The sequence below is a fragment of the Ligilactobacillus faecis genome, assembly GCF_029889745.1.
GTDB classification, from domain to species: domain Bacteria; phylum Bacillota; class Bacilli; order Lactobacillales; family Lactobacillaceae; genus Ligilactobacillus; species Ligilactobacillus faecis.
In genome coordinates this window covers 1,113,327-1,137,846 of the sequence record NZ_CP123639.1, presented here as the reverse complement: position 1 = coordinate 1,137,846, position 24,520 = coordinate 1,113,327, and the positions used below count along the sequence as shown (strand labels likewise).

The window sequence follows — 24,520 nt, the reverse complement described above, 5'->3', positions numbered from 1 at the left end:
AAAGCCAAGAGCTGGCAGTTGATCCAGCCCTTGGCTTTTGTTCGATAGTCTTTAGCTGCGACGGCCACCCCGGCCACCACGTTTACCTTCTGTATTTCGTTTCAAAGAGGTCAAGCGTTCATCGCTTTCTTTTAAGAAACCAGCCAATAAAGAGTCGAAGTCCTTCTTTTTATTTTCAGTTCTGTGTGCTGTAAAGTTGCGATTTTTAGACGCAGAACTATTTTTACTTCCCCGTTCGCGACGTTCACCTTCAAAGTGCTTCTTTTCGTCGCTTGTTTTTTTATTTTGATCAAAGCGTTTCATGTCAGTCGCCTTACGGATCGATAGACTGATCTTTCCATCGTTTTCAACAGAAAGAACTTTGACTTTAACTTCATCCCCTACTGTCAATACATCGTGAATATCTTTGACATAATTGTTTGATACTTCACTGATATGCACTAAGCCTGTTTTTTTATCCCCTAGATCTACAAAAGCCCCAAAATTAGTTATCCCGGATACTTTGCCATTGACTTTTTCTCCGACTTCAATTGACATAAAAAATTTTTTCCTCCTAGAAATTACTTTGAACTTCCCCTTCTCAAACTTAAGTTGGAGATCTCGGAAAGAAAGCGATCAGCTAGACCGACATTTCCTCACCACGGCACGTTCCACACCGGTATATTATTACCATCAAAAAACTTACTTCATCTTTAGTTTTTTATGATAAAACAACCCTAAGTATACCATAGTCACAAGCGATTTGAGAAAGATTATTTTCCAGAATCCATCAGACTTTTAGCCTTATCTTCAGGCAAATTATAGACAGTCTCATTATCGCGTGAATAATAATAGCGTTCACGGATCAATTTCTCTAAATAATCATTGTCATTGAGCTGTTTGACCCTGATCTTTAATTTTTCATTTTCTTTTTTGACAGTATTCAAGTTTTTTTGAGCAGTCACTGTTTGTTGTTTGACCAAATGCGTTTGCCACAAGTTTTTACCGACACTCCACAAACAAAAAAAAGTCACCAAACACGCTACCCCATAGATCAAGCGCATCTTTAGCCGATGATTCTTTAGTTTTCTACTATGCGCTTTTTTTTGCTTCTCACTAGCTACTTGTTGCCGATAAAAATCATTATCGAGAACTTTCACCTTTTTTTGTTTATCTTTCATTATGATTACATCCTCAGAAAAGTTCAAACCGCTAGAGATCTTATTAGGTCGATTATATCAGACCAATTGGCTAAAATTCAATTTTAGCGCTATAAAAAAAGCCCCTTTTCGGAGCTCTTTTATCAAAGGCGATGATCTTCTTGATATTCTTCACTGACGATCGTATACATCCCTTTTGATTCATCTTTTTTAGTCGTTTCTTTTAGTTCTGCTACTTTTAAAGTCAAAGTCTTATTTCCAAAATTGATCACTAAAAGATCGCCGACATTGACTTCACTAGCTGATTTGGCGACCCGATCATTGATCGTGATCCGCCCTTGATCTGCGATCTGTTTAGCTACGCTCCGCCGTTTGATCACGCGCGAAACTTTTAAATATTTATCTAATCTCATTTGCTTTCCTTCTTTCGTAAAATATTTTGCCATAGGCTTAAGATCTTTCTCCCACCTGGTAAGAGTAGCCATTCACGCACTGAGAAAAGTTTTGAGCTCAAGGCAACTACTAAAAAAACACTTGCTCCTAATAGGGCTCCTAGAAAAACAAGACCTAAACATTCTAAACGTCCAGTGCCAAATAAAGGTCCTAATAGGCGTAAAAGCAACCAAACACTGCCATACATCAAACCTGTTGCTAAAGCCAATTTGATCCAAAAATAACCTGTCTTAAACAGCCCTTTGACTAGATCTGGAATAAAAGCCAAGATCCACCCAAGAGCTACGATCAAACTGATAACTGTCGCTAAGCTAGCTCCCATGATATTCAAACGCCCGATCAACCAAACATTGAGGATCAACTTGACGATCAACGCTAAGATCAACCCAAAAACTGTGATCAAAAATTGGTTCAAACTTTGTAAGATCGAATTATAAGTCCCGATCACCGTAATGAAGATGATACTCAAGGCATAGACAGATAACGTTAAGCTCAAATGTGCATCCCCAAAGAGCAAAGTATTGATCTGTGGCATTAAAACGATTATCCCAAAAGTGGCGGCAACGGCCATTGCGATACTTACGCGCAACATCACACTTGAGATCCGCCGAAATTCTGCCAGCTTTTTTTGCTGAAGCGCATGACTCAACGTCGGCAAAAGCGTTGAAGAAAAACCAACGGCTAAGACCATCCCTAGCTGAACGAGTGGCTGAGCACGATCATAGATCCCTTTAATGTTTTTAGCGTCAGCTGGCAAAAAGCCATTACTAAAAAGACCACGCACGACTGTAAAAGAATCGATCAGTTGCAATAAGACCATCATTGACGCAAATAAACATAAGATCAAACCATCTGTGAAAAGTTTTTCAGTCAACGCCAGATAGCTCGTCTGGGGTGCTTTAACGCGCTTAAAAAACTTTTTACGGTAAAAGCCCACAAAACTAAGGCAAGCAACAAAGGCCCCCACACTTGAGGCAAACATCGCTAAAGCGCCCATTTTGTATAAGCTCCAATCCAAACGCGCAAACAAAAGTGCCGCTAAAATGATGAGCCCGACACGGACAAATTGCTCTGTTACTTGTGAAACAGCTGTTTTGACCATATTGAACGTTCCTTGATAATAGCCCCGTCCAACTGCCAAAAAAGGCATGAAAAGTAGCATCCAAGCGACACTTTTGATCAACTCCGCTAACTTAAGGTCGCCCATGGCTTTGGCGATCAGAGGCGCAAAAATACGCAGGCCACTAAAAGTCAGTACTGAAAAAACACATAAAATAACAAAAAGTTGTTGGACTAACCGCAACTTTTCTGCCTCACTACGCTTTTCAGCCACTAATTTGGAAATATAGACTGGAAAACCAGTCAAAGCAAACGTCATCCCGATCCCATAGAGGGGATAAACTTGTTGATAGACATAAAAGCCAGTATTTCCAACGATATTTTCAAAAGGGATCCGATAAACAGCACTCAAGATCTTAGCGATCAAAGAAGCGACCGATAAGATCAAGGCGCCTTTCATCGTCTTTTTGACTTGCTCATTTTTCATCCGCATTTTCCTCAACTACTGGGGCATTATCTTGAGCTAACATCAATCTTTCACAGATCGCACTCAATTCAGACAATAATTTAGCAGCATCTGTTGGCTGCCAAGTCAAAGCAAGCGTTTTACTCTCGTCTTTATAGATAGCACCAACTGAACTAGCACTCGTTGCTTGCAAAAGATCTCGACCACTTAATTTTGCCTTAGGAGATAAGACAAGGTCAACTTTTAACGGGCTCTTTTGCGTGATACTTGCTAGTAAAGCATGATCTGCATAAAGCTTTAAGCGCCCGATCTCAAGCAAACGTGCAACTTCAATAGGGTATTCTCCAAAGCGGTCAATGAGATCTTCTTTGATCTCTTCATACTGCTCTTTGTTTTCAAGTTGATGGATCCGCTTATAGATCTCGATTTTTTGGCGTGGATCCTCGATATAGCTTGCTGGTAGATAAGCTTCTAATTGTAATTCAAGTTGACAGTTCGTTTTGATCTTTTCTTTTACGCCACGTTTTCTTGCTACAGCTTCATTCAACATCTGCGTGTACAATTCATACCCAACAGAATCGATAAAACCATGCTGCTGTTTCCCTAAAAGGTTTCCTGCCCCCCGGATCGAAAGGTCACGCATTGCGATCTTAAAACCAGAACCTAACTCGGTGAAATCTTTGATCGCCTCTAAGCGTTTTTCACTGATCTCTGTCAAAACTTTATCAGGTCGGTACATAAAATAAGCATAAGCGACTCGGTTAGAACGTCCGACTCTGCCACGTAATTGGTAAAGTTGTGAAAGTCCCATCCGATCTGCATCTTCGACAAAAAGTGTATTGGCATTTGGAATATCGACCCCAGTCTCAATGATCGTCGTCGTGACTAAAACATCATAACGCCCAGCAATAAAATCAACTAAGATCCCTTCAAGTTGCGTTTCTGTCATCTGGCCATGGATATAAGCGATCTTGGCTTCAGGAACGAGATCTTTTAGTTGACCGACAGTCTGTTCGATATCGTCGACGCGATTATGCAAATAAAAGACTTGGCCACCTCGAGAAAGCTCCCGTCTGATCCCATCGATGATGACACTATAATTTTGTTCCATCACGTACGTTTGGATCGGATAACGGTCAAGGGGAGCAGTTTCGATCACAGAAAGATCACGGACGCCAAGCATCGACATATTCAAAGTTCGGGGGATCGGTGTTGCTGTCAAAGTCAAAACATCGATCGAAGCTTTGAGCTCTTTTAAGCGTTCCTTATGTTTGACCCCGAAACGTTGTTCTTCATCGATGATCAAGAGCCCCAGATCAGCAAATTTGACATCTTTTGACAATAAGCGATGAGTCCCAACGATCACATCGCATTGCCCTGTCTTTAGCGCTTCTAATGTCTCTTTGACTTGTTTTGGCGTACTAAAACGCGATAAGATCCCGATCTCGACGGGAAAACCTTCAAAGCGCGCGACCATCGTTTCATAATGTTGTTGGGCTAAAACAGTCGTTGGAGCTAAAAAGGCAACTTGTTTACCGTCTTCGATCGCTTTAAAGGCCGCGCGCAACGCAACTTCTGTTTTACCGTAACCAACATCACCGATCAACAAACGATCCATCGGGCGTTCTTTTTCCATATCACGTTTGATCTCTTTGGCACTGCGCAATTGATCTGGTGTTTCCGTAAACGGAAAGGCTTCTTCAAATTCAGCTTGATAACTCGTATCAGGTGAAAAAGCGTGGCCTTTTTTCGCACTTCTTTCAGCGTAAAGTTCGATCAATTCATCAGCGATATCTTCGATCTTAGCAGCAACTTTACTTTTAGTCTTTGCCCACTTATTGCTGCCCAGTTTATTGATCTTTGGTTCTTTACCTTCTGCCGAAACGTATTTTTGGATCCGATCGAGTTGGGTGACTGGGATAAAGAGCTTAGCATCATCTTGATAAACTAACGTCATGTAATCTTGATGCCTGCCACCGATCTCTAACGTCTCCATTCCCATGAAACGTCCGATCCCATGATTCACATGCACGACATAGTCGCCCTTTTTCAGATCGGTATAACTTTTTAAGCGATCAGCATTTTTCATCGTTTGGCGCTTAGCTTGTTTCCGAACACGCTTGGTAAAAAGTTCATTTTCAGTCAAAACGACTAAATTGGCTTCTGGCAATTCAAAACCGCTCTCCAACTGTCCAATAACAAGTTGGACTTGACCTTTTTGAAGTTGATCTACTTCTGTCAATAAATACTTGAGCTGGTTTTCCGTAAACATCTCAGTCAGTTTCTTGCGCCTTTTTTCACTGGAAACTAAGATAACGACTGTTTGACCAGCTGCTTGCCAACGTTTGATCTCAGCCTTTAAGAGTTCCATTTGCCCAAAAAATTGTTGAACTGAACGCGCTTTGAGGTCCAAACTCTGTTCAAAACGCATCCGTCCCATCCCTTTTTGGAAAAGAGCTAAAAAGATCTCTGGACAAGTTAATTTCTTTTCTAGTTCTCTTAGCTCTAAGCTCAGTTTCAACCCCGGCAAGAGCTTATGTTTTTCTAGCATCTCAACTTGCCACTCTTGCTCTTCTTGGACAAGTTTTTTTTCTTTTGCACGTAACTTTGGTTGGTCGTCAAAAACGACACGTCCGTTTGCTGGTAAATAATCAAACAAACTCGTCAATTTAGGATAAAGCAGTTCACTATACGGCAACGCTTCGAGCAAAATGATCTGATTTGCAAAAGCCGTCGTTAAACGTCTGATCGCTTCAACTAATTCAGGTGCTGGTTTTGAAAGCTTAGCTAAACTTTCTTCTAAAGTAGCACTTGCTTTTTCCAAAGTTTCTTGGTCGGCTATCAGTTCAGTTGCTGGCAAGATCTGGGCTTTAGTGATATTTTCTAAACTGCGCTGATCAGTCACAGAAAAGACTTTCAACGCATCTAATTCATCATCAAAGAAATCAGCCCGCAATGGCTCTTTAGCGGTTAAAGGAAAGACATCGATGATCGAACCACGAACAGCTAGATCACCTGGCCGTTCGACTTGTTTTTGCTTAGTATAGCCCATTTGAACTAATTTTTGGATGAGTTTACTAAAATCATATGTCTGAGCAACTTCTAACGTTAAAGCTTGTTTTTGCCAGAGATCAAGTGGTGCCAATGGCCGTCTGATCCCCGAAAGAGAAGTTACTACAAGGCATTTTTCACCGTTCGCTAACGCCTGCAACGTTTCGATCCGTTCAGCCCGAAACTCAGGTGAGCTCGTTGCTAATTCAACGGCTAGCGTTTCTTCAACTTGAAAGAGCTTGATCTCTTCTGGGCTAAGGACGTTTTCCAAGTCATGCGCAAGTTGTTGGGCATGATAAAGATCATCACACACAACGATCAAAGATCCCTCAGAACTTGCAAACTCTTCAGCTAAAAAGAGCGTTTTAGCTGAACCTGAAAGTCCTGTCAACAAATGGCGCCCTGGCTCTTTAGCATGCTTTGACCAAGTCGCCACTTCTTCGATACTACTAAAAGCTTTTGTCAGCTCCATTTTGATTCCTTTCTTTATTTACTGCGATTATATTCATTCATCGTTTGAGCAAAATCAGCTGTTTTGAGCCAATGATCTAAAGCAGCCGTAGCTTCTTTCAAGCCTGGCTCAAGGGCTACAGTTTGTTCAGGCGTAAAGCGCCCTAAGACCCAATCGACGACTTTCATTTGTTTAGGATGGTCGATCCCTACACGTAACCGATTGAAATTTTGGGTTCCTAAATGCGCGATCAAACTTTTGATCCCATTATGACCTCCAGCTGAGCCACGTTGGCGTAAACGCAAACGTCCACAAGCTAGATCCATATCATCATAAGCAATGATCACATCTTCGAGATCGATATCATAAAAGTCCATCAGTTTGCGCACGGCCCGTCCTGATTCGTTCATATACGTCGTTGGCTTGGCGACTAAAACTTTTTCACCGGCAACAAAACCTTGCGCCAACTGAGCTTCAAACTTTTCTTTGTCAAAGGAAAGTCCATGTTCTTTAGCAAAACGGTCTACGACCATAAAACCAGTATTATGCCGCGTTTTTTCATAACGCGGACCAATATTTCCTAAACCAACGATCAATTTCATTTTTTCAAAACCTTTCATTTTCAAAACAGAAAAAAGATGTACACTTCATTCATACCATACTCTAAAATCAGTTTGGTCAGTGTACATTGCTGATATTTTAACACGCACGTTCTTAACAAACGCGCGCGATATTTTTGAACATTATAACATTTTTTACGCCTGGGCCGTCAACTATGAGCGAAAAGTCAGCTTTATTGCAACGATTTACATAAATAACTTGAGATAATGTAAGCGTTGACATGATTTAGAAAGAATGATAACATTTCCTAAATTTTATATAGAAAGGTGGGCTCGTATGAAATTTCTTCGTTATCTTAGTTGTTTGACACTGTTTAGTGCTCTCGTTTTTTGTTTTATCTTTCCTAAAAGTTTGGTCAGTTATTCCGCCAATGATTTTCAAGGCTTTACGCTCAAGGAACAACATGTTGGGCAAGCAACTTTTTTGTACTATCCTAAGCTCGATCCAACCGCTCATTTTCATAAAAAAGTAACTGTCGGTCTTATCGATTCTGGAGTCGCTAAAAAAACAGCGGGTCAACTAGCAGGGGTCAAATACTTTGACGCAACAACACAAAATGATCCCTTCGATACACTTGGTCACGGGACTAAAGTGGCAAGTATCATTGCGGCTAAAGATGATCAACGCCTCATGCTCGGGATCGCTCCCAAAGCCACACTTTATTCCTATAAGGTCGTTGATCGAGCAGGCCTCGTCAAAAATGCTTACTTAGAACGCGCCCTTACACAAGCGCTAAAAGACCAGGTCGATCTTTTAAATCTCAGTTTGTTACCTAAACACTTGACGCCTAAAGTCAAAGAGTTGCTCGCTACTTATCAACGCCAAGGTGGACTTGTTTTTGCTTCGGCTTATACGTTGAAAGATCCCACGACGCTCTCGTTATTTTCAAAACTCAAAGGCGTTTTGTTAGTCGGGACTTATGATCAATATTTTCAACCTTTAGGACAAAATAAAGCGATCGCTTTTTATGCGCCCCTCACACAGATCGCTTTAACTAAAGAGCAACAACTCGTTTATGTCGAAGGAACATCTTTTGGGACGGCCTTTGTCACTGGTGCAGCCGCAAACTATTTTGCTTTAGGCAAGACTAGATCTGAAGTTTTAGCAATGTTACAAAAATTTTTTAGTGCTTCAGCGCTCACTAAACAGCAAACATTTAGTAGCAAATTTTTTGCAAAGCATATTTCTTCTTTAGAAGTACTCTATACTTGTTTAGCTTTAGCTACCCTCTTTTTGTTTATTTTGCTTGGCCTTTTGAGCTGTTTTCTGCACTTCAAACGCCAACAAAGTTATTGGAAACTGCTAGTAGCTGAAATGCTTCTTTTAGGTCTTGTCGCCTTTTTGCTCTTGCCGACAAAAATGTAAGGTAGGTGAAAAAATATGCAATACTTGCTCTTGTTTTTGCTCAGTTGCTTCTTTTTATTGCAACTGCTCTTTTACTTCCGTTACTTTCCTTTCCGCCCGTCGAAACTGCAAAAAGTATTTTTCAGCGTCCATGCGTTATTTTTAGTAACTTTTGCTTGCTTTTTAGTTTTATATGTGCTGTTTGGGGTCGTCGGCGGAATGAAATTTTAAATCGAACTTTCACTTATTTTGAGAGCGTAAAAAGAAATTCTTCACAAAGTATGAAAACTTTACACCATTTTAAAAAAAACATGTTATACTTATGGGGTATCAATAAGTTACTTAAGAAAGGATGAATTACTGTGTCAAAAACACAAAATCATCAAAAAGTTATTTTAGTCGGTGACGGTGCTGTTGGTTCTAGCTATGCTTACGCAATGGCTTTACAAGGTATCGCTGAAGAATTTGGTATCGTTGACGTTGTTAAAGAACGTACTGAAGGCGATGCTTTAGACTTGATCGACGCTACGGGCTACACATATCCTAAGAAGATCTACTCTGCAGAATACTCTGACTGCAAAGATGCAGACTTAGTTGTTATCACTGCAGGTGCTCCTCAAAAACCGGGCGAAACTCGTCTTGACCTTGTTAACAAGAACTTACGCATCTTGTCATCCATCGTTAAACCGATCGTTGACTCTGGTTTCAACGGTGTCTTCTTAGTTGCTGCTAACCCAGTTGACATCTTGACATATGCTACATGGAAGTTCTCTGGTTTCCCAACAGAACGCGTTTTAGGTTCAGGTACATCTTTGGATACAGCACGTCTTCGTGTTGCTATGGCTGACCTTACAGGCATCAAAGACCCACGTTCTATGCACGCATACATCATGGGTGAACACGGTGACTCCGAATTTGCTGCTTACTCATCAGCAACTATCGGTGGTGTGCCATTCTTAGAATGGGCTAAAGCAAACAACGTATCTCAAGAAACTCTTGATAAGATGGAAGATGACGTTCGTAACAAAGCTTATGAGATCATTAACCGCAAAGGTGCTACATTCTATGGTGTTGCTGCTGCTCTTGCACGTATCTCAAAAGCTATCTTACGTGACGAAGATACAGTTTTACCTGTTTCAGCTTACTTAGATGGTCAATATGGTCTAAACGATATCTACATCGGTACACCAGCCGTTGTTAATGCTGAAGGTGTAAAACAAGTTATCGAAGTTCCTTTGAGCGAAAAAGAACTTAAACACATGCAAGATTCTGCTAAGACTTTGAAAGAAGTTCTTACAAACGGCTTGAAGAGCTTAGAAGAAGACAAGTAAGCTTAATTTCTTACGGAAAATAGTCATGGTCTTAAAAAACCATGGCTATTTTTTTATCTCGACTTTTTTAATTTATTTTTGAGAAAAAATGAAATTTTATCACCTTACTGATTTTTTTATGTTATATTATGTATTAGGATATTATGAAAATGAAATGAAAGTAAAGGTGAAACGTATGTTACTAAAAACATTGATCAAACCCAAAAAAGATCTTGTGACTGTCAAAGAGGATATCACACTCGAAGAAGCACTTACGGTTTTAGAAGATTCCGGTTATCGTTGTGTTCCGATTTTAGACGAAACGGGTAAACTTTTCCGTGGAAATATCTACAAAATGCACATCTACCGCCACAAATCTCGTGGGGGCGATATGAGTTTACCTGTTACCCATTTATTAAAAAATGCAAACAAGTTCATTGCGATAGATTCAGCATTTTTTAATGTATTTTTCTCGATCAAAGATCTCCCTTACATCACTGTGTTAGATGAAAACAACTTCTTTTATGGGATCTTGACACATACACGTCTTTTAGACATGTTGACCCAATCGTGGAACTTTAACGTTGGTAGCTATGTTTTGACTGTTGTTTCTTCTGGTGAACGAGGTGATCTCGTTGATATGGCTAAGATCATTACTAAATATACTTCGATCGCTAGTTGCATCACTCTAGATGTACAACAAGGAGAACTCGTACGCCGAACGCTCTTTACGCTCCCATCTGATGTTTCCCATGAAAAATTAGAACGGATCGTCGCAAGTTTGGAACGAAAAAACTTTAAAGTTCCTGAGATCGAAGACTTACAAGCTTGATCTAAAAAAGAGCGCCAGTCGAGGCGCTCTTTTTTAGATTTGTTTGACTTTGACAACTAAATCGACAAAATCTTTTTTCGGGTGAAATTTATCATGCACGATAAAAGTGCTGCTGACTACTTCCCATTGGGTCTGCTCATCCCCGACCATGATAAAATCCCCTTTATGAGGAATAAAAGGAAGTTCTGTCATGATCTGACCTGAGCCTTCATTGATCGGGACATCAGCATTGATCTGTGTCTTAAACATAAATGACCATCCCTTCTTGTGGTACTTTCAGTTTAGCACTAAGTGGCTTTTGACTTCAAACATCGTCTACAAGTTAACCCAAATTATGGTAAAATTAACCCAAACGACTTTATACGAAAGGAATTGATCCATATTGGCTGAAAAGTACTACACTAGTCAAGAGCTAGCTGATGGAGTCGGGGTCAGCCGCTCGACCATCTATCGCTTTTTAAAAGTTAATCATATCGAACCTATCAAATCAAAGGGACGTTCTAAGCTCTATGACAAACAAACTTTCAAACGCGCTCAACAAGAACTGCTCTTGCCAACAAATCAAAAGCAAGCGCCAAGTATCAACACAAAACATCTTGACCAATTACAACAACAATTAGAATTGATCAACGAACAATTGCGTGAAAAAGATCGCCAGATCGCCGAATTACATCAATTGATCGATCATCAACAAAAATTGACGCTTTCAGCAACTAAGCAGCTCAATGACCTATTAGCACTCCAAGAAACAGATCCTGACGCGATCAAGATCACAGCGGCTGAGATCAACCGACAATTGCCGGAAAATAGCACAGCTGCGCAGATCTTATACAACACTCCTGGAGTGAGTTATCGTGATACAAATGCGATCAGCAAAAGTGAAACTAAAAAGAAGCGTCGGGGCTTTTTTAGTTGGCTCAAACGGAAAAAGAACTAGTCGATGCAACAACGTAAGCTCTTCTTTATGTTAGTTGCTTCTTTCAATCTTGCAGCTAATTATGCCCATCCGATCACCCCGACTTATTTTAAGCTTTTAGGTCTAGACAGTGCGATGTTTGGCTATGCCTTCGCGCTGATGTCTTTAGGGATGTTTGTTGCCTCCCCTCTTTTTGGAAAGCTTTCAAATAAATACGCCTCAAAAACTTTAATGGGCTTAGGTTCATTAGGCTATTCTTTAGCCCAAGTCATTTTTGCCGTCGCCCATAGCCCTAGCTTGATCTTAGGCGGACGCTTTTTTGCAGGTTTTTCTTGTGCTAGCTTTTTTGTCGGTGCTCTAGCGTACATCACTAACACGACAACTGCTAAAACACGGGGAGCAGATCTAACACTAAACGCTGCGATCCAAACTGTTTTTTCTGCCTTAGGCTATTTTGTTGGTGGACTTGTCGGCGACTACGATCTAATGCTTGCTTTTGGCTTACAGATCGGGCAATTATTTTTGACTGGGATCTTATTTTATTTTTGTTTACAAAATGATCTTAAAGTATCAGATACAGTAAGTTCTAAAAAAACATCAGCCCAGACAAAAAGACGACCTGCGCTTGCGCCATTAGTCTGGGGACTACTTGCTGTTTCAGCTTTGACCTTTTTAGGCTATACTTCTTTTGACCAAAGCTTTAATTATTACTTAAAAGACATCTTTGATCTTTCTACAAGCTATAATGGAACTTTTAAAGGAGCCGTCGGTTTGATCTCCTTAGGCGCAAACTTGACGCTTGGCCTTTATTTAGTCAAAAAACCACACCTCAAACAAAACACGAGCCTGATCTTAGTTTTATGTGCTGTTTTCATGGGATGTGTCTGTTTGACCTATGATCTAAAGTGGTTTTTCTTGGCTAATTTGATCTTTTATGGTCTTTACGCGATCAGCGTGCCACTGGTCCAAGAGTTGATCACCAATCAAGCAACTAAAGACAATCAAGGACAGATCTTAGGTGCTTATCAAGCTTCACAGTCCTTTGGTCGGATCTTTGGAGCTTTTCTAGCTGGGATCTTGTACGATCAAGCGCCCCTTTCCCCTTTTATTTTAGGCGCTAGTTCCTTTTTACTAGCAGCTATTTTAGTTATTATTTTACCGTTAAGCAAAAAAAAGCCCGTTTAGGCTTCTTTTGCTTAAACTAAATTTGCTCAAGAAATGAGGTATTTTTATGATCCGACCCATCAATCGTGATCAAAAATTTTTACAACAAAGAGCGACTTGTGCCACACCTGCCGATACTTCGATCGTTACCGACCTTTTAGACACGCTCCAAGCTAATAGAGAACGCTGTGTCGGGATGGCTGCCAATATGATCGGTGAAAATAAACAGATCATTGCGTGTGTTGCTGGTCCGCTTTGCTTTGCACTACTTAATCCTAAGATCGTCAAAAAGGCGCGCCCTTATAAAACAAAAGAAGGTTGCCTTTCGCTTGACTGTAAAAGAGAAACGATCCGTTATGAGACGATCACAGTCACTTATCTAGATCAAGCTTTCAAACCACAAAAGCAAACTTTTGACGGTTTTTTAGCGCAGATCATTCAACATGAGATCGACCATCTCCATGGGATCTTGATCTAATTGCCAATTTAGAAAGGAAGAGTTTGATGATCACTTTAGGTGCAACAACATGGAGCGAGCACCAGGCTTTGATCGCTGACATACGTCCAGTTAAATTAGAAGAATATGCCGCCTTTTTTCCTGTTGTTGAAGTCGACACCTTTTTTTATGCGATCCCGACTGTTCAAACGATCGAAAATTGGCAAACCAAAGTTCCAAAAACTTTTAGTTTCGTAGTCAAAGCAAATCGTGTTATGACAGGACATAGCAAAGAAAAGATCACTTTAGCTCAGCTTAACCAAACTTTTCTAGCTTTTAAGACTGCGCTTGCTCCTTTACTAGCTACTGATCAGTTAAAGACCGTCTTATTTCAATTTCCACCTTACTTTACGCCGACCAAAAAGAGTATCAACTATTTACGTCAGATCCGGCAATGGTTACCACAAATCCCGATCTGCCTCGAATTTCGCACTAAAGCATGGTATCGGCCTCAGACCTTACCTTCCTTGCTCAAATTTTGTACGGAACAAAGCTTTACTTTGACTGTGGCTGATGAGCCGACACAGACTGAAGCCTCAGTACCTTTTGCTCCTTATGTAACGACTCCAGAGCTCATGTTCTGGCGCTTACATGGTCGCAATCAGCAAGGTTGGCTCAAAAAAGGGCCTGATTGGCGCAAAGAGCGGACGCTTTATTGTTACAGCAAAGAAGAACTTTTACAGTTCAAAGAGACGATCTTAGCGTTTACATCTCAAGTCAAAGAAGTTTGTGTGATCTTCAATAATAATTCGGCTGGTGATGCAGCGCCAAACGCTCTTTTGTTAAAAGAACTCTTAGGTCTTGAATTTTCTGGTCTCGCTCCTAAGCCACCGACACAACTCAAATTACTTTAAAAAAGAGGCTCGTTTTCTGAGAGCCTCTTTTTTAAAGCTTTTCTAAGTAGATCTGTTTGAGATCTTTGACTTGCTGTTTTGTTAAATATAACTCGTGTTTTAAATATCCCTCTAATGAACCATACTCTCTTTGCATCACCGTTAAAGCCATATTTAAATATGATTCTCTAACTGAGCCAAGGGCTTTTAGATTACTTAAAAAGACTTCCCGGTGTTCTACCGGCAATTTACGTCTAGAAAGTTCACGTTCTGCCCATGGAGCTAAGAATTTATTTGAAGCTAGGTAGTCGTTTCGGATCGTTTTTTCATCGACTCCAAGAACGCTCAAAAGGTATACAGCTCCCATCCCAGTACGATCTTTTCCAGCTGAACAATGAAATAAAACTGCTTCTTTATCCTTATCATTAGCCAGCAAAACATCAAAAAATTCGCGGTAAGCTTTTTTGGCACTTGCTTGCAAAACGATATCTTTATAAGCGCGGATCATATTTTTAAAACCAGCTTCTGGATCAGACAAAAAGATCTTTTTCCGCCGATCTTTTGTACTGCTTTTAGTCTCATCTTCTGGAAAAACTGGCGTGAAATAGTAATCTACTCCGTTTGGTAAGCGATCTGGGGCGTCTTTTCGCTCTGTTGAAGAACGAAAATCAACATCATACCTCAAACCATAGTCATCTAAAAAGGCTAGATCGTTAGGCGATAAGTTGCCCAGCGAGCCTGAACGGATCACTTTATTTTTCTTGATCCGCTGTCCATCTTTTGTCTGATAACCGCCAAGATCTCTAAAATTGACACCTTGCTCAAGCGGTAATAAAAGTGGTTCCATCCTTTTCACCTCTAACATTCTCACATATTTCCAAAATACTGTATTTACTACAAAAATTCAAACTTTATGACTCTGAGAAAACTTGTAGTAAAACTGCGTCAATAGTTCGGCTAAAAAGAAACCTAATGCTAAAGCGCCAGCGATCATCGCGGCTTCGACCAAGTAACGCAAAGCCATTTCATCGTCTTTAAAAGCAAAATAATAGACTGCTCGGTAAGCCTGCCCTCCAGGAACTAAAGGTACTAAACTCGGCACATTGAACAAAACCATCGGCATCTGTTTAACTTTAGCAGCGATAAAGGAAAAAATTCCGATCACTAAAGCTGCCACTAAACTAGCCAAGACCATCCCACTATGCCATAAATAAAAAACTTTATACGTCATCCAGCCTAAAACACCGATCAGTCCACAAACATTAAGCGCTTTGCGTGGGATATTCAAAGTCACTGCAAACCCGATCGTGGCTAAATAACTAAAAATAATATGAACTAAGCTCTCCCTGATCGTCATCATAAGCCCCCTAATTTCCAAAAACGCAAGACACAAGCGATACCCATGCCTAAAGCCACAGCTGTCAACAAAGCTTCAACGACCCGGGCACTGCCACTCAATATATGTCCAGCTAAGAGATCGCGGACTGCATTGGTCAACGGAACTCCCGGCACAAGTGGCATCACGCTCCCGATAATGATCATTCCGTAATCTTGACCTAACCGAAATTTGACAGCAAATAAAGCACATAGACCGATCACTAAAGCTGCCAAAAATTCACTCGCAAATTTAACTTTAAAGCGCGTGTTGATCGCATAAAAAACATAATAACCTAGTGCACTGATCAAAAAAGTCGGTAAAAGATCGCTCCAACTACCACCATACATGATCTCCAAAGTCGCTCCCACAGTTCCAGCCCCTAAAATAAGCCAGATCAATTTAAAATCAGGAGCACTTTTATCCAGATTTTTCAAATATTCGTGCATTTGTGTTAGATCGACTTGCTTAGCTTGATAAGCGCGCGAGATCTCATTGACCATTGCGATCCGCTCTAGATCGATCTGGCGCCGAGCGATCGCTTTGACTTGAGCATTATGCCCTGGGATCGACATCATGATCCCAGTCGTTGTCTCAAAGATCTCTGGTGTTGTGATCTCTGAATTTTGGGCGATCCGTTTGAGAGTATCGTCAACTCGTGCCATATCTGCTCCATTTTCGATCATGATCTTTCCGGCTAAAAGTGTTGTTTCAAGTAATAATTCTCCCTTTTCAACTGTAAGTGTGTGTTTTTTTGCTTGCAAGATCGTGCCACTTCCTTTCACTTTCTCAAGTGTACCACAAGATTTATCGCCAAATAATTAGCTAAAAAATTAACTATAAATTAGACTCGGATTAAATAAAGTGTTGATTTTGGTTAAATTATATACTATATTGATTTTATCTTACTGAAGATCAGTTTATTAAAAAAGGATGGTGTTTTTATGCATAAAGTTACTAAATTTATTACCGCTATTTTTTTTAGTCTGACCACCTTTTGGTTGTGGCAAAGTTCGCCTGTCTTAGCCACAAAAACTTTGAATTGGAGCGAACCAGCTGAACTCCAGACCCTTGATCCAGCACTCTCAGTTGATACGACTAGCTCAGAGATCTTACGCAATAGTTATGAAGGACTGTATCGTTTAGAAAATAACGGTAAATTGAGCCCTGCCTTAGTTACTAAAGAAAAGATCTCATCTGATGGTCTGACTTACACGTTTTCTTTACAAAAAGATGCACGGTGGTCTAATAATGACCCTGTGACGGCGGCGGATTTCGTCTTTAGTTGGCGGCGAGCGCTCACGCCTCAGACTGGTGCTGCTAATGTACAACTTTTTGACGGGATCAAAAATGCTAAAGCGATCGCATCTGGTCAAGTCGCTCCCGATCAACTAGGCGTAGTAGCACTTGATAAACATACTTTGCAAGTCACTTTAGAAAATAAGATCCCTTACTTTGAATCGTTGACGACAGCGCCGATCTTTGCTCCCCTAAATGAAAAAGCCGTGGCAAAATTTGGAAAAGAATATGGGACCTCAGCTAAAAAAGCTATTTTTAACGGTCCTTTTACCGTTAAAGCTTGGACCGGACCTGAACAAAAATGGTCTCTGACTAAAAATGCTAAATATTGGGACAAAGGCCATGTTAAATTAGATAAGATCAATTTTTTAGTCACCAAAAGTACTAGCACTTCATATAACATGTTTCAAAGTGGTCAACTTGATAAGACTGATCTAAGTCAAGATCAAGCACAAGCTCTGAAAAAGGATCCTGATTTTGTAGCCCGTAAGCAAGCACGGATCCACTATCTTGATATCAACAAAGAACGACCGGCACTTAAAAATTTGAATATCCGACGTGCACTCTCTTACGCGATCGATCGCAAACAACTTGTTGAGCGCGTTTTAGCAAATGGTTCGATCACGACTGAAAGCTTCATTCCCAAAGGCCTGATGTCTTATAAAGGACAAGATTTCAGTAAACTAGCTGCTACTAAAGTTGGTACAAGTTTTGATAAGAAAAAAGCTCAAGCATATTTGGCCAAAGGATTAAAAGAACTTGGGCAAAAAGAATTGACCCTTGAACTCTTAGGTGATGATGAAGATTTGAGCAAAAAAACAAATGAATTTCTCCAATCCCAACTTGAAAGTAATTTACCTCATGTGACGATCAAAACCGCTAACATCAATAAGAAAAATCGGATCACGCGAATGCAACAAGGTGATTTTGACCTTGTCTCAACGGGTTGGGGGGCCGACTATCAAGATGCGACGAGTGTCTTAGATCTCTTTACAGCTGATAGTCACTATAACTTTGGTAAGTGGAAAAATCCAGAATATGACAAGTTGTTAGCCCAAGCTAAAACTAACAGTGGCGCTAAACGGATCTCAGATCTATTGCGCGCTTCTGATCTATTAAATAAAGAACAAGCTGTGATTCCACTCTATCAGCCAGCCTTAGCAACTCTGCTCAAAAAAGATGTCCAAGCTCTTCAATATGCTCCGATCGGAGGTTACAATTTTAAAACTACTGTCGTTAAATAAATTTCTAGCACTTTATTTGTAGGATAAAGTGCTTTTTTATTGTCCAAAACATAAAATAATTAATGTTACATTAATTTTAAGGTAAAATATTATTAAAAAAAGATGTATTTTTAATTGGTAATATGCTATATTTAGTCTAACTTATTACAAAGGAAGTGACTTTTATGGAAAAGCTCTATGAAGAAAAACGTCGTTATAAACTTTACAAAGCCAAAAAACGGTGGGTGACAGTCGCCTTAGTCACAACTTCAGGTCTTATGTTCTATAGTGCCGCACTTGTCCCTAGTGTTCGTGCCGATCAAGAAGCACCAACTAGCGAAGCGCTTCAAACAAACGACCAAGCGCCTCCTGCCACAGCACAAACAACAGCTGACCCGGAAACAACACAACCTGCAGAAACTTTACCAACAACTCAAAAAGATCATGAAAAAGGTAATGTTCAAGCGGCTTGGGATCAAGGTTTTCATGGGGAAGGTACTGTTGTTTCTGTGATCGACTCTGGTTTTGATACCGAACATAAAGATTTCAGTCAAGCGCCAAGTACACCAAAAATCGATCAAGCGACTGCAACACAAAAAGCAGCTGAACTAGGTTATGGTAGTTATGCTTCTGAAAAATTTCCTTACGTCTATAATTATGCTTCACGAAGCAATGACTACATCAAAGACAATGGACCTGATGCTTCTGAACACGGCCAACACGTTGCAGGGATCATCGGTGCCAACGGAAGCGCTACAGCTGAGACAGAATATGCTACTGGGGTCGCCCCTGAAAGCCAACTTTTAGGTCTGCGTGTTTTTAATGATCAGTTTGCCGACGAAAACCGTGACGATATCGCCCAAGCGATCTATGATTCAGTTAAATTAGGTGCTGATGTGATCCAAATGTCGCTCGGACAAGGTGTCGTTTCCGCTAATGAAAACGACGTTGAGCAAAAAGCTGTTCAATATGCGATCGAGCACGGAGTCTTTGTTTCGATCTCGGCTTCAAACAGTGGACACGCTGGAAGTGTAACAGGTTCAGACTTGCCTTATCGTCCTGGAGGAGCAAGTGGTAATTTTGAGCCTTTCTCAAGTAGCACGATCGCTGATCCTGGTGCTTCGCGCCACGCTTTGACAGTTGCTGCTGAAACATCTGCTTTAGGCGAAGATAGTCAAATGGCAAGTTTTTCTTCTTGGGGTCCATTACCTGATTTCACTTTGAAGCCAGATGTTTCTGCCCCTGGTGTCGACATCGTCTCAACGGGAAATGATAATGGCTATAAAACGATGAGCGGAACTTCGATGGCTGGTCCGTTTGCTGCCGGCGCGGCAGCTTTAGTCAGTCAGCGCCTCAAGCAAGAAACTTCCTTAAAAAATGCAGCTTTAGTACAAGCCACCAAAGCTCTTTTGATGAATACGGCAACCCCGATGGCCGATCAAAAATATGGTTCTTTAGTCTCGCCGAGACGCCAAGGCGCTGGTCAGATCAACGTTGGAGCGGCAACATCTTCGCCAGTCTATATTACGACTCCAGACGAAACAAGTTCACTTTCCTTACGTCAAGTTGGTCCACAGACAACATTTACACTGACTTTCCATAATATCAGTTCGACCGACCAAACATATACTTTTGATGATCTTGGCGGTGGTTTAACTGAAAAACGCGATCCTGTGACAGGCCGCTATTATGATACTTACTTAGCTGGAGCTCATGTTTACGGACCAAAAGAAGTGACGATCAAAGCTAACTCCAGTCTCAAAGTCGACTATACTTTGAACTTGACTGGTCTAACGCAAAATCAACTCGTTGAAGGTTGGCTGAATTTCACTAGTCAAAATGCACCAGCACTTGTCATTCCTTACCTTGCTTACTGTGGCGATATGACACAAGAAGCTGTCTTTGATAAAGCTGCTAATGATCCTACAAATGTTTATGGCGGTAATTATTTTGTCAATGAACAAAATTATCCTCGTGGCGTAGCTGACGTAGAATCACTCAAAAAACTAGTCAATTTAGACGGAGATTACGATTGGCAACAAGTGGCTAAACTATATGAAAGTGGTAAAGTCGCCTTCTCACCAAATAATGATCAACAAAGCGATCTTTTACGACCATATGTTTTTGTCAAACAAAACTTAAAAGAGTTAAAAGTCAAAGTTTTAGATCAAAACGGCAAAGTCGTCCGGATCATCGCTGATGAAAAAGGTTTGGATAAATCGACCTACCAATCTGGGCATAATAATGATGTGACGCTTTCACTTTCTATGCGCAATGATCCTGAGACTTTGAAGTGGGATGGAAAAATCTACGACCAAACATCAGGTACATATGTCACAGCTCCAGATGGGGCATATACCTATCGCTATGAAGCAACACTTTATAATGAAGGTCCAAACCAAGTCCAGACAGCAGATTACCCAGTGATCATCGATACTAAGCCACCTTTGCTCGAAAACATGAACGTTGACCTAGCTACACAAACACTTAGTTTCACTTACCGTGATACTGGCGCTGGTTTTACAGATTGGTCATATGCAGTCGTAACGATCAACGGTCACAGCTTTGGTCATAAATTAAATGAAGGAGCTTCAGTATTTACTGATGAGGCTAAAACGACTGGGACAGCTCATTTTACTTTGAGTCCTGCTGAGTTGGCATATTTCAGCAATGCCAAAAATCTAGTCAGCGTCTCTTTGAGTGATACGGCTGATAACACCACGACCCAAAGTCTCGTTTTAGCCCCAGTAGCTACAGCCCAAACGCCTTTAACAGTCTGGAATGCGACACCAGGTCTTGGTTTTTCTAAAGATTCACCTGACTATCAACCTACTACACAAACATATATCCTCAAAGGAAGTGCTCAAGCAGATTTTTACTATCAAGGAGCTTTAGTACAAGTAAATGATGGGGTGTATGCTGTTCCAGTCTCTGTAAATGAGACAATGATCGTCTTTACTAAAGACCAAGCTGGTAAAGAGGTGCTCTTGTCTTTACCAACGACAACACCAAAAGCCGTTTTCGAATGGCAAAAAGCTCAGACGCGCAAACAAAACTTCGGGATCCAACTTGATACTGTCGTCGCAAATGATCCAACTAAAGTCACAGTCTATGCTGCTGTCACAAAAGGGCAAAATGTACGGGCGTTTGCCAAAGATTACTTCAATGATACAGTCTACGAAGCAACTGTTAAAGACGGTCTGGCAACATTTACGATCTCTGTTCCGTCTGGTCGAACACGCACTGTTTTAACTGGTTGGACTGAGATCAGCGGTCCGACTTTCAACTTAGCCCAAAAAACAGATCCGACCGGTGTTTACTTGGGAGTCGCAACTGATCCAGCTTATCCAGCGCAAACGCAGCCATTTACTGATGTTAGTGAGCTTTTGACCTCAGTCACAGATGAATTAGCTGATCCAGCAACTTTAGGGACGCCTGGCCCATTACCAGGACACGCCTTGAGCGATCTGACGACTCGAAGTGAGCCTAATAGTGAGATCACTTTCAGTAACTTAAAAGATAGTGATTATAATTGGCTCGGAGCCCAAGCGATCAACTTAGGTCTCTACGATCCTCACAGTGAAACTTTTACCGTTACAGGAAAAGTCTCCGATCAAGTCAGTGAATTGATCTTTTTAGGTGATAGTCCATCTGAAAATGACCCTAAAAATAAAGCTCATTTAGATCCTAATGGAAACTTTAGCTTCAGCTTTAAGATCAGACCAACTGCTAGCCGCCCACTGGCCTATATCTACACAACAAAAGATGGTCAAAAGACGCGGGGAACTTTGCAACTGATCTTAGATACTGTTTTACCTGAACTAAATTTTGATAATGTTTCGACTTATACTTTAGTTGGTGATACTTATCAAGTTTATACAAACGAACCTCGTTTCACACTCACAGGTACAGCAAATGATAATCTCGATGGTTACCGCTTCTTCTTCAATGGTGACAATGAATTCCGGCAATTCCATACTTTTGGAGTCGATCATGGTGCTCATCCATATGCGCCTTATCAGTTCCAACGCTCCTTTACTTTAAATGAAGATGGTTTTGTCGCAGGAAGTGAAGAAACACTTCACGTTTATACCCTTGAAGTGCAGGACGTGACAGGGAACATCACCACGCGTAAATTCTATGTCCATTATCGTCCTAAACGCCCTGAACCAGAAACAGAGATCCTAACTCCAGAGCAAGCTAGCAAAGAAGTTACTAAAGAACCGATCATTGCTTTAGAAAAGTATGACGAGGTGACAAAAAATTGGCATCCGCTAGAGCTGACAAGCACTTTTGCCCCTGGAACATACCGTTTAGTTGATCTTTACCAAGAAACTGTCAAAGTTTTCCAAGTAAAAGATCCTGCTCAAGGTCAAACGCAACCGCTCGTCAATGGTGAAGACAAAAAACAACCAGCGACTTCAACTGGTCAAACAGACCACACTGATCAAGCACAACCACTCGTAAGTGATGAAGCCAAAAAACAACCAGCGACTTCAACTGGTCAAACAGACCACACTGATCAAGTGCAACCACTTGTAAAAGACGAAGGAAAACAACGATCAACAACTGCAACTGTCCAAACAGATAACACTGATCAAGCGCACACGCTCACTGAAGTTACTGACGCTAAAACAGCACTACCACAAACTGGTGAAACTTCCTCTAAACTATCTTTACTAGGCTTGCTAACTGTTTTAACAACCGGTCTCTTAGGCTTTGGCAAAACTCTCTTCAAAAAGTCCCGGCAGCGCTAAACATTTTACCTACCAACAGAAAGAACGCTGATCTTTTCTAGTTACGAAATAAGATAGTTGATGACAGTCGCTCTATCAGGAATCTACAATCCTCCTATCTGTTCTGTTCGCAGGACAAAAATAGAGGTGAAACATGTTTGTTTCACCTCTATTTTTTATGGCTCTATACTTTTTGCTGTGTAATGATAATCTGTTCATTACACAGCTTTTTTGATATGGTATGTAAATAAAAATTTTTACACAAAAAAAAGAGCCATAATGGCACCTTTTTCTCTTGTGTATACAACCACGAAAACATCATTAGAAAGTATGGTGACATTATGACTTCTTTAAATTATACTACATATTCTGTTGATTCGATAGTTAAATCTTGTCTTGATATCAGTGATCCTCATCTTCACTTCTCTAATGAACCTTATGATGAAATGATCAATGGTATCTCTTATAAAGTTTTTCAAGCTACTATCAGTTTCTTGCCTCACGAATTAACGAACTTTCGTTGTAATAATTGTGGCTTTACCACTTTTTACCGTAATGGTTACACTCCTAAACGACTCATTCGGATCCCAGCTGTCAACGCCACTCATCAAACTACTATCCAAGCTCGTTCAGCTCGTATCCGTTGTCGCAATTGTAATTCAACTATTTCTGCCAAAACTACGCTCCTACCTCCAAATTGTCAGATCTCTTATTCACTTAGAGCTAAGATTGCCACTAAACTAAGACATGACATTTCCGCTAAAACGATCGCTTATGAAGAAGGTGTTTCTGCTTCAACAGTTAACCGTATGTTATCTCATACTCGTTCTGAATTTCGGAATAACTTCAATTTCTTACCGCTCCATCTTTGCTTTGATGAATTTAGAGGTACTCACAATGGCTATCATTTTATTTGCCTTGATTCGGATAATCATGTTATCCAAACTATCTTACCTAATAGGTTTAAAGATACTATCATCAAGTATTTTATGAAATTCCCGGAATCCGTCAGACAGTTAGTGCGCACCGTCAGTTGTGATCTAAACTCTTACTACGTTGATATTGCTAAAACTCTATTCCCTAATGCTAAGATCATCATTGATCGTTTTCATATAGTTCAAATGCTTAACCGAGCACTTAACTCTATGCGAACTGATTTGATGAATAGCTTTGAACGCAGCTCTAAAAACTACAAACTATTTAAGCGGAATTGGAAATTATTCTTAAAACGCTATGACGACCTAGATTGTACCCATCAATTTTATGAACGTTCACTAAAAATTTGGACTACTTCAGAGCGCTTAGTAAATTTGGGACTTAAAGTTGGTGATCAAACCTTTAATGAAGCTTACTGGGACTATCAACGTTTATTAGAGATCATCGTCGCTCCAACTAAAAACAAAATAGACATCTTTAAACAACGTATTAACGAAGTTCATCAAAAGTACCTTATTAAGCGTACCTTAGCTACTAAATCTGAAAAAGTTCTTTTATCGTTCTTTGACAATTTAGACGCGATCATATCTGCTTTAGATCCAATGTATTCACGTTACACAAACGGTCCTTTGGAAGGGATCAATCGGAAGATCAAACAGATACAACGTACTGCCTATGGATATAGAAACTTTGATCATTTAAAAGCACGCATTTACCTTCAAACCTATCTTGGAAAAGATACAAGAAGTTCCATGAAGATAGCCTAGACCATCTCCATGGAACTTCTAAAAAAATTTAACTTTACACAGTGGTTGA

At 40.5% G+C, this 24,520-nt stretch carries 21 protein-coding genes; 11 read left to right on the top strand and 10 right to left on the bottom strand.

What is annotated here, in order from left to right; all coding sequences use genetic code 11:
* Window positions 1–51: 51 nt before the first annotated feature.
* The 6 genes from QFX10_RS05410 to pth form a co-directional block, all read right to left on the bottom strand.
* Entirely contained in the window at window positions 52–537 is a 486-nt protein-coding gene (locus QFX10_RS05410; RefSeq protein ID WP_280607178.1) for a S1 domain-containing RNA-binding protein, read from the bottom strand.
* A 215-nt stretch (window positions 538–752) separates the two neighbouring features.
* Window positions 753–1,160 carry an FtsB family cell division protein gene (locus QFX10_RS05405; protein ID WP_280607177.1) on the bottom strand — a complete coding sequence of 136 codons (408 nt, stop codon included), beginning with the start codon at window positions 1,158–1,160 and terminating at the stop codon, window positions 753–755.
* Window positions 1,161–1,282: 122 nt separating this feature from the next.
* Entirely contained in the window at window positions 1,283–1,552 is a 270-nt protein-coding gene (locus tag QFX10_RS05400; protein ID WP_280607176.1) for an RNA-binding S4 domain-containing protein, read from the bottom strand.
* Window positions 1,549–3,138, bottom strand: a complete 1,590-nt coding sequence (locus tag QFX10_RS05395; RefSeq protein ID WP_280607175.1) for a putative polysaccharide biosynthesis protein — start codon at window positions 3,136–3,138, stop codon at window positions 1,549–1,551. The genes QFX10_RS05400 and QFX10_RS05395 overlap by 4 nt, the downstream gene beginning before the upstream one ends.
* The gene (gene mfd, locus QFX10_RS05390; RefSeq protein WP_280607174.1) at window positions 3,128–6,640 is read right to left on the bottom strand and encodes a transcription-repair coupling factor; all 3,513 of its coding nucleotides are present in this window, start codon (window positions 6,638–6,640) and stop codon (window positions 3,128–3,130) included. The genes QFX10_RS05395 and mfd overlap by 11 nt, the downstream gene beginning before the upstream one ends.
* A gap of 14 nt (window positions 6,641–6,654) precedes the next feature.
* Window positions 6,655–7,221: an aminoacyl-tRNA hydrolase gene (gene pth / locus QFX10_RS05385; RefSeq protein WP_280607173.1), complete on the bottom strand. Its 567-nt coding sequence runs from the start codon at window positions 7,219–7,221 to the stop codon at window positions 6,655–6,657.
* 295 nt (window positions 7,222–7,516) lie between these two features.
* Between pth and QFX10_RS05380 the strand changes: the two genes are divergently transcribed.
* The 4 genes from QFX10_RS05380 (at window position 7,517) to cbpA (ending at window position 10,726) form a co-directional block, all read left to right on the top strand.
* Window positions 7,517–8,605 carry a S8/S53 family peptidase gene (locus QFX10_RS05380; RefSeq protein WP_280607172.1) on the top strand — a complete coding sequence of 363 codons (1,089 nt, stop codon included), beginning with the start codon at window positions 7,517–7,519 and terminating at the stop codon, window positions 8,603–8,605.
* A 5-nt stretch (window positions 8,606–8,610) separates the two neighbouring features.
* On the top strand, window positions 8,611–8,940 hold the full coding sequence (locus QFX10_RS05375; protein WP_280607171.1) for a hypothetical protein: 330 nt from the start codon (window positions 8,611–8,613) through the stop codon (window positions 8,938–8,940).
* A gap of 6 nt (window positions 8,941–8,946) precedes the next feature.
* Window positions 8,947–9,915, top strand: a complete 969-nt coding sequence (locus QFX10_RS05370; protein ID WP_280607170.1) for an L-lactate dehydrogenase — start codon at window positions 8,947–8,949, stop codon at window positions 9,913–9,915.
* Between the two features lie 175 nt (window positions 9,916–10,090).
* Window positions 10,091–10,726 carry a cyclic di-AMP binding protein CbpA gene (gene cbpA, locus QFX10_RS05365; protein WP_280607169.1) on the top strand — a complete coding sequence of 212 codons (636 nt, stop codon included), beginning with the start codon at window positions 10,091–10,093 and terminating at the stop codon, window positions 10,724–10,726.
* A 33-nt stretch (window positions 10,727–10,759) separates the two neighbouring features.
* Here the strand turns inward: cbpA and QFX10_RS05360 are convergent, their stop codons facing one another.
* Window positions 10,760–10,975 (bottom strand): hypothetical protein, encoded by a 216-nt coding sequence (locus tag QFX10_RS05360; protein ID WP_280607168.1) that lies wholly within the window; start codon window positions 10,973–10,975, stop codon window positions 10,760–10,762.
* Between the two features lie 133 nt (window positions 10,976–11,108).
* Between QFX10_RS05360 and QFX10_RS05355 the strand changes: the two genes are divergently transcribed.
* From QFX10_RS05355 to QFX10_RS05340, 4 genes are read left to right on the top strand one after another with little or no spacing between them, the layout of a single operon-like run.
* Window positions 11,109–11,663, top strand: a complete 555-nt coding sequence (locus QFX10_RS05355; RefSeq protein WP_280607167.1) for a DUF536 domain-containing protein — start codon at window positions 11,109–11,111, stop codon at window positions 11,661–11,663.
* 3 nt (window positions 11,664–11,666) lie between these two features.
* Entirely contained in the window at window positions 11,667–12,827 is a 1,161-nt protein-coding gene (locus QFX10_RS05350) for an MFS transporter (RefSeq protein WP_280607166.1), read from the top strand.
* 46 nt (window positions 12,828–12,873) lie between these two features.
* Complete coding sequence (locus tag QFX10_RS05345; RefSeq protein ID WP_280607165.1) at window positions 12,874–13,284, top strand: peptide deformylase; 411 nt, start codon at window positions 12,874–12,876, stop codon at window positions 13,282–13,284.
* A gap of 26 nt (window positions 13,285–13,310) precedes the next feature.
* The gene (locus QFX10_RS05340) at window positions 13,311–14,156 is read left to right on the top strand and encodes a DUF72 domain-containing protein (RefSeq protein ID WP_280607234.1); all 846 of its coding nucleotides are present in this window, start codon (window positions 13,311–13,313) and stop codon (window positions 14,154–14,156) included.
* A gap of 31 nt (window positions 14,157–14,187) precedes the next feature.
* On the opposite strand, the gene QFX10_RS05335 is transcribed toward QFX10_RS05340, so the two are convergent.
* The 3 genes from QFX10_RS05335 to QFX10_RS05325 are packed head-to-tail and all read right to left on the bottom strand — an operon-like array spanning window position 14,188 to window position 16,274.
* Window positions 14,188–14,982, bottom strand: coding sequence for a tyrosine-protein phosphatase (locus QFX10_RS05335; protein WP_280607164.1), 795 nt, complete (start codon window positions 14,980–14,982; stop codon window positions 14,188–14,190).
* Window positions 14,983–15,039: 57 nt separating this feature from the next.
* Window positions 15,040–15,492, bottom strand: a complete 453-nt coding sequence (locus tag QFX10_RS05330; protein WP_280607233.1) for a threonine/serine exporter family protein — start codon at window positions 15,490–15,492, stop codon at window positions 15,040–15,042.
* Entirely contained in the window at window positions 15,492–16,274 is a 783-nt protein-coding gene (locus tag QFX10_RS05325) for a threonine/serine exporter family protein (protein ID WP_280607163.1), read from the bottom strand. Before QFX10_RS05325 ends, QFX10_RS05330 begins: the two co-directional genes overlap by 1 nt.
* A gap of 180 nt (window positions 16,275–16,454) precedes the next feature.
* Here QFX10_RS05325 and QFX10_RS05320 point away from each other — a divergent pair, with 180 nt between their 5' ends.
* The 3 genes from QFX10_RS05320 (at window position 16,455) to QFX10_RS05310 (ending at window position 24,471) form a co-directional block, all read left to right on the top strand.
* On the top strand, window positions 16,455–18,053 hold the full coding sequence (locus QFX10_RS05320; protein WP_280607162.1) for a peptide ABC transporter substrate-binding protein: 1,599 nt from the start codon (window positions 16,455–16,457) through the stop codon (window positions 18,051–18,053).
* Window positions 18,054–18,217: 164 nt separating this feature from the next.
* Window positions 18,218–22,789 carry a S8 family serine peptidase gene (locus tag QFX10_RS05315; RefSeq protein ID WP_280607161.1) on the top strand — a complete coding sequence of 1,524 codons (4,572 nt, stop codon included), beginning with the start codon at window positions 18,218–18,220 and terminating at the stop codon, window positions 22,787–22,789.
* 320 nt (window positions 22,790–23,109) lie between these two features.
* Window positions 23,110–24,471, top strand: a complete 1,362-nt coding sequence (locus tag QFX10_RS05310) for an ISL3 family transposase (protein WP_280607160.1) — start codon at window positions 23,110–23,112, stop codon at window positions 24,469–24,471.
* The last annotated feature ends 49 nt before the right edge of the window (window positions 24,472–24,520 follow it).

Excerpts from the sequence above, each read along its gene's own strand:
- QFX10_RS05410 (WP_280607178.1), bottom strand. The coding sequence starts at position 537 with ATGTCAATTGAAGTCGGAGAAAAAGTCAATGGCAAAGTATCCGGGATA.
- QFX10_RS05405 (WP_280607177.1), bottom strand. The coding sequence starts at position 1,160 with ATGAAAGATAAACAAAAAAAGGTGAAAGTTCTCGATAATGATTTTTAT.
- QFX10_RS05400 (WP_280607176.1), bottom strand. The coding sequence starts at position 1,552 with ATGAGATTAGATAAATATTTAAAAGTTTCGCGCGTGATCAAACGGCGG.
- QFX10_RS05395 (WP_280607175.1), bottom strand. The coding sequence starts at position 3,138 with ATGAAAAATGAGCAAGTCAAAAAGACGATGAAAGGCGCCTTGATCTTA.
- mfd (WP_280607174.1), bottom strand. The coding sequence starts at position 6,640 with ATGGAGCTGACAAAAGCTTTTAGTAGTATCGAAGAAGTGGCGACTTGG.
- pth (WP_280607173.1), bottom strand. The coding sequence starts at position 7,221 with ATGAAATTGATCGTTGGTTTAGGAAATATTGGTCCGCGTTATGAAAAA.
- QFX10_RS05380 (WP_280607172.1), top strand. The coding sequence starts at position 7,517 with ATGAAATTTCTTCGTTATCTTAGTTGTTTGACACTGTTTAGTGCTCTC.
- cbpA (WP_280607169.1), top strand. The coding sequence starts at position 10,091 with ATGTTACTAAAAACATTGATCAAACCCAAAAAAGATCTTGTGACTGTC.
- QFX10_RS05360 (WP_280607168.1), bottom strand. The coding sequence starts at position 10,975 with ATGTTTAAGACACAGATCAATGCTGATGTCCCGATCAATGAAGGCTCA.
- QFX10_RS05350 (WP_280607166.1), top strand. The coding sequence starts at position 11,667 with ATGCAACAACGTAAGCTCTTCTTTATGTTAGTTGCTTCTTTCAATCTT.
- QFX10_RS05345 (WP_280607165.1), top strand. The coding sequence starts at position 12,874 with ATGATCCGACCCATCAATCGTGATCAAAAATTTTTACAACAAAGAGCG.
- QFX10_RS05340 (WP_280607234.1), top strand. The coding sequence starts at position 13,311 with ATGATCACTTTAGGTGCAACAACATGGAGCGAGCACCAGGCTTTGATC.
- QFX10_RS05335 (WP_280607164.1), bottom strand. The coding sequence starts at position 14,982 with ATGGAACCACTTTTATTACCGCTTGAGCAAGGTGTCAATTTTAGAGAT.
- QFX10_RS05330 (WP_280607233.1), bottom strand. The coding sequence starts at position 15,492 with ATGACGATCAGGGAGAGCTTAGTTCATATTATTTTTAGTTATTTAGCC.
- QFX10_RS05320 (WP_280607162.1), top strand. The coding sequence starts at position 16,455 with ATGCATAAAGTTACTAAATTTATTACCGCTATTTTTTTTAGTCTGACC.
- QFX10_RS05315 (WP_280607161.1), top strand. The coding sequence starts at position 18,218 with ATGGAAAAGCTCTATGAAGAAAAACGTCGTTATAAACTTTACAAAGCC.
- QFX10_RS05310 (WP_280607160.1), top strand. The coding sequence starts at position 23,110 with ATGACTTCTTTAAATTATACTACATATTCTGTTGATTCGATAGTTAAA.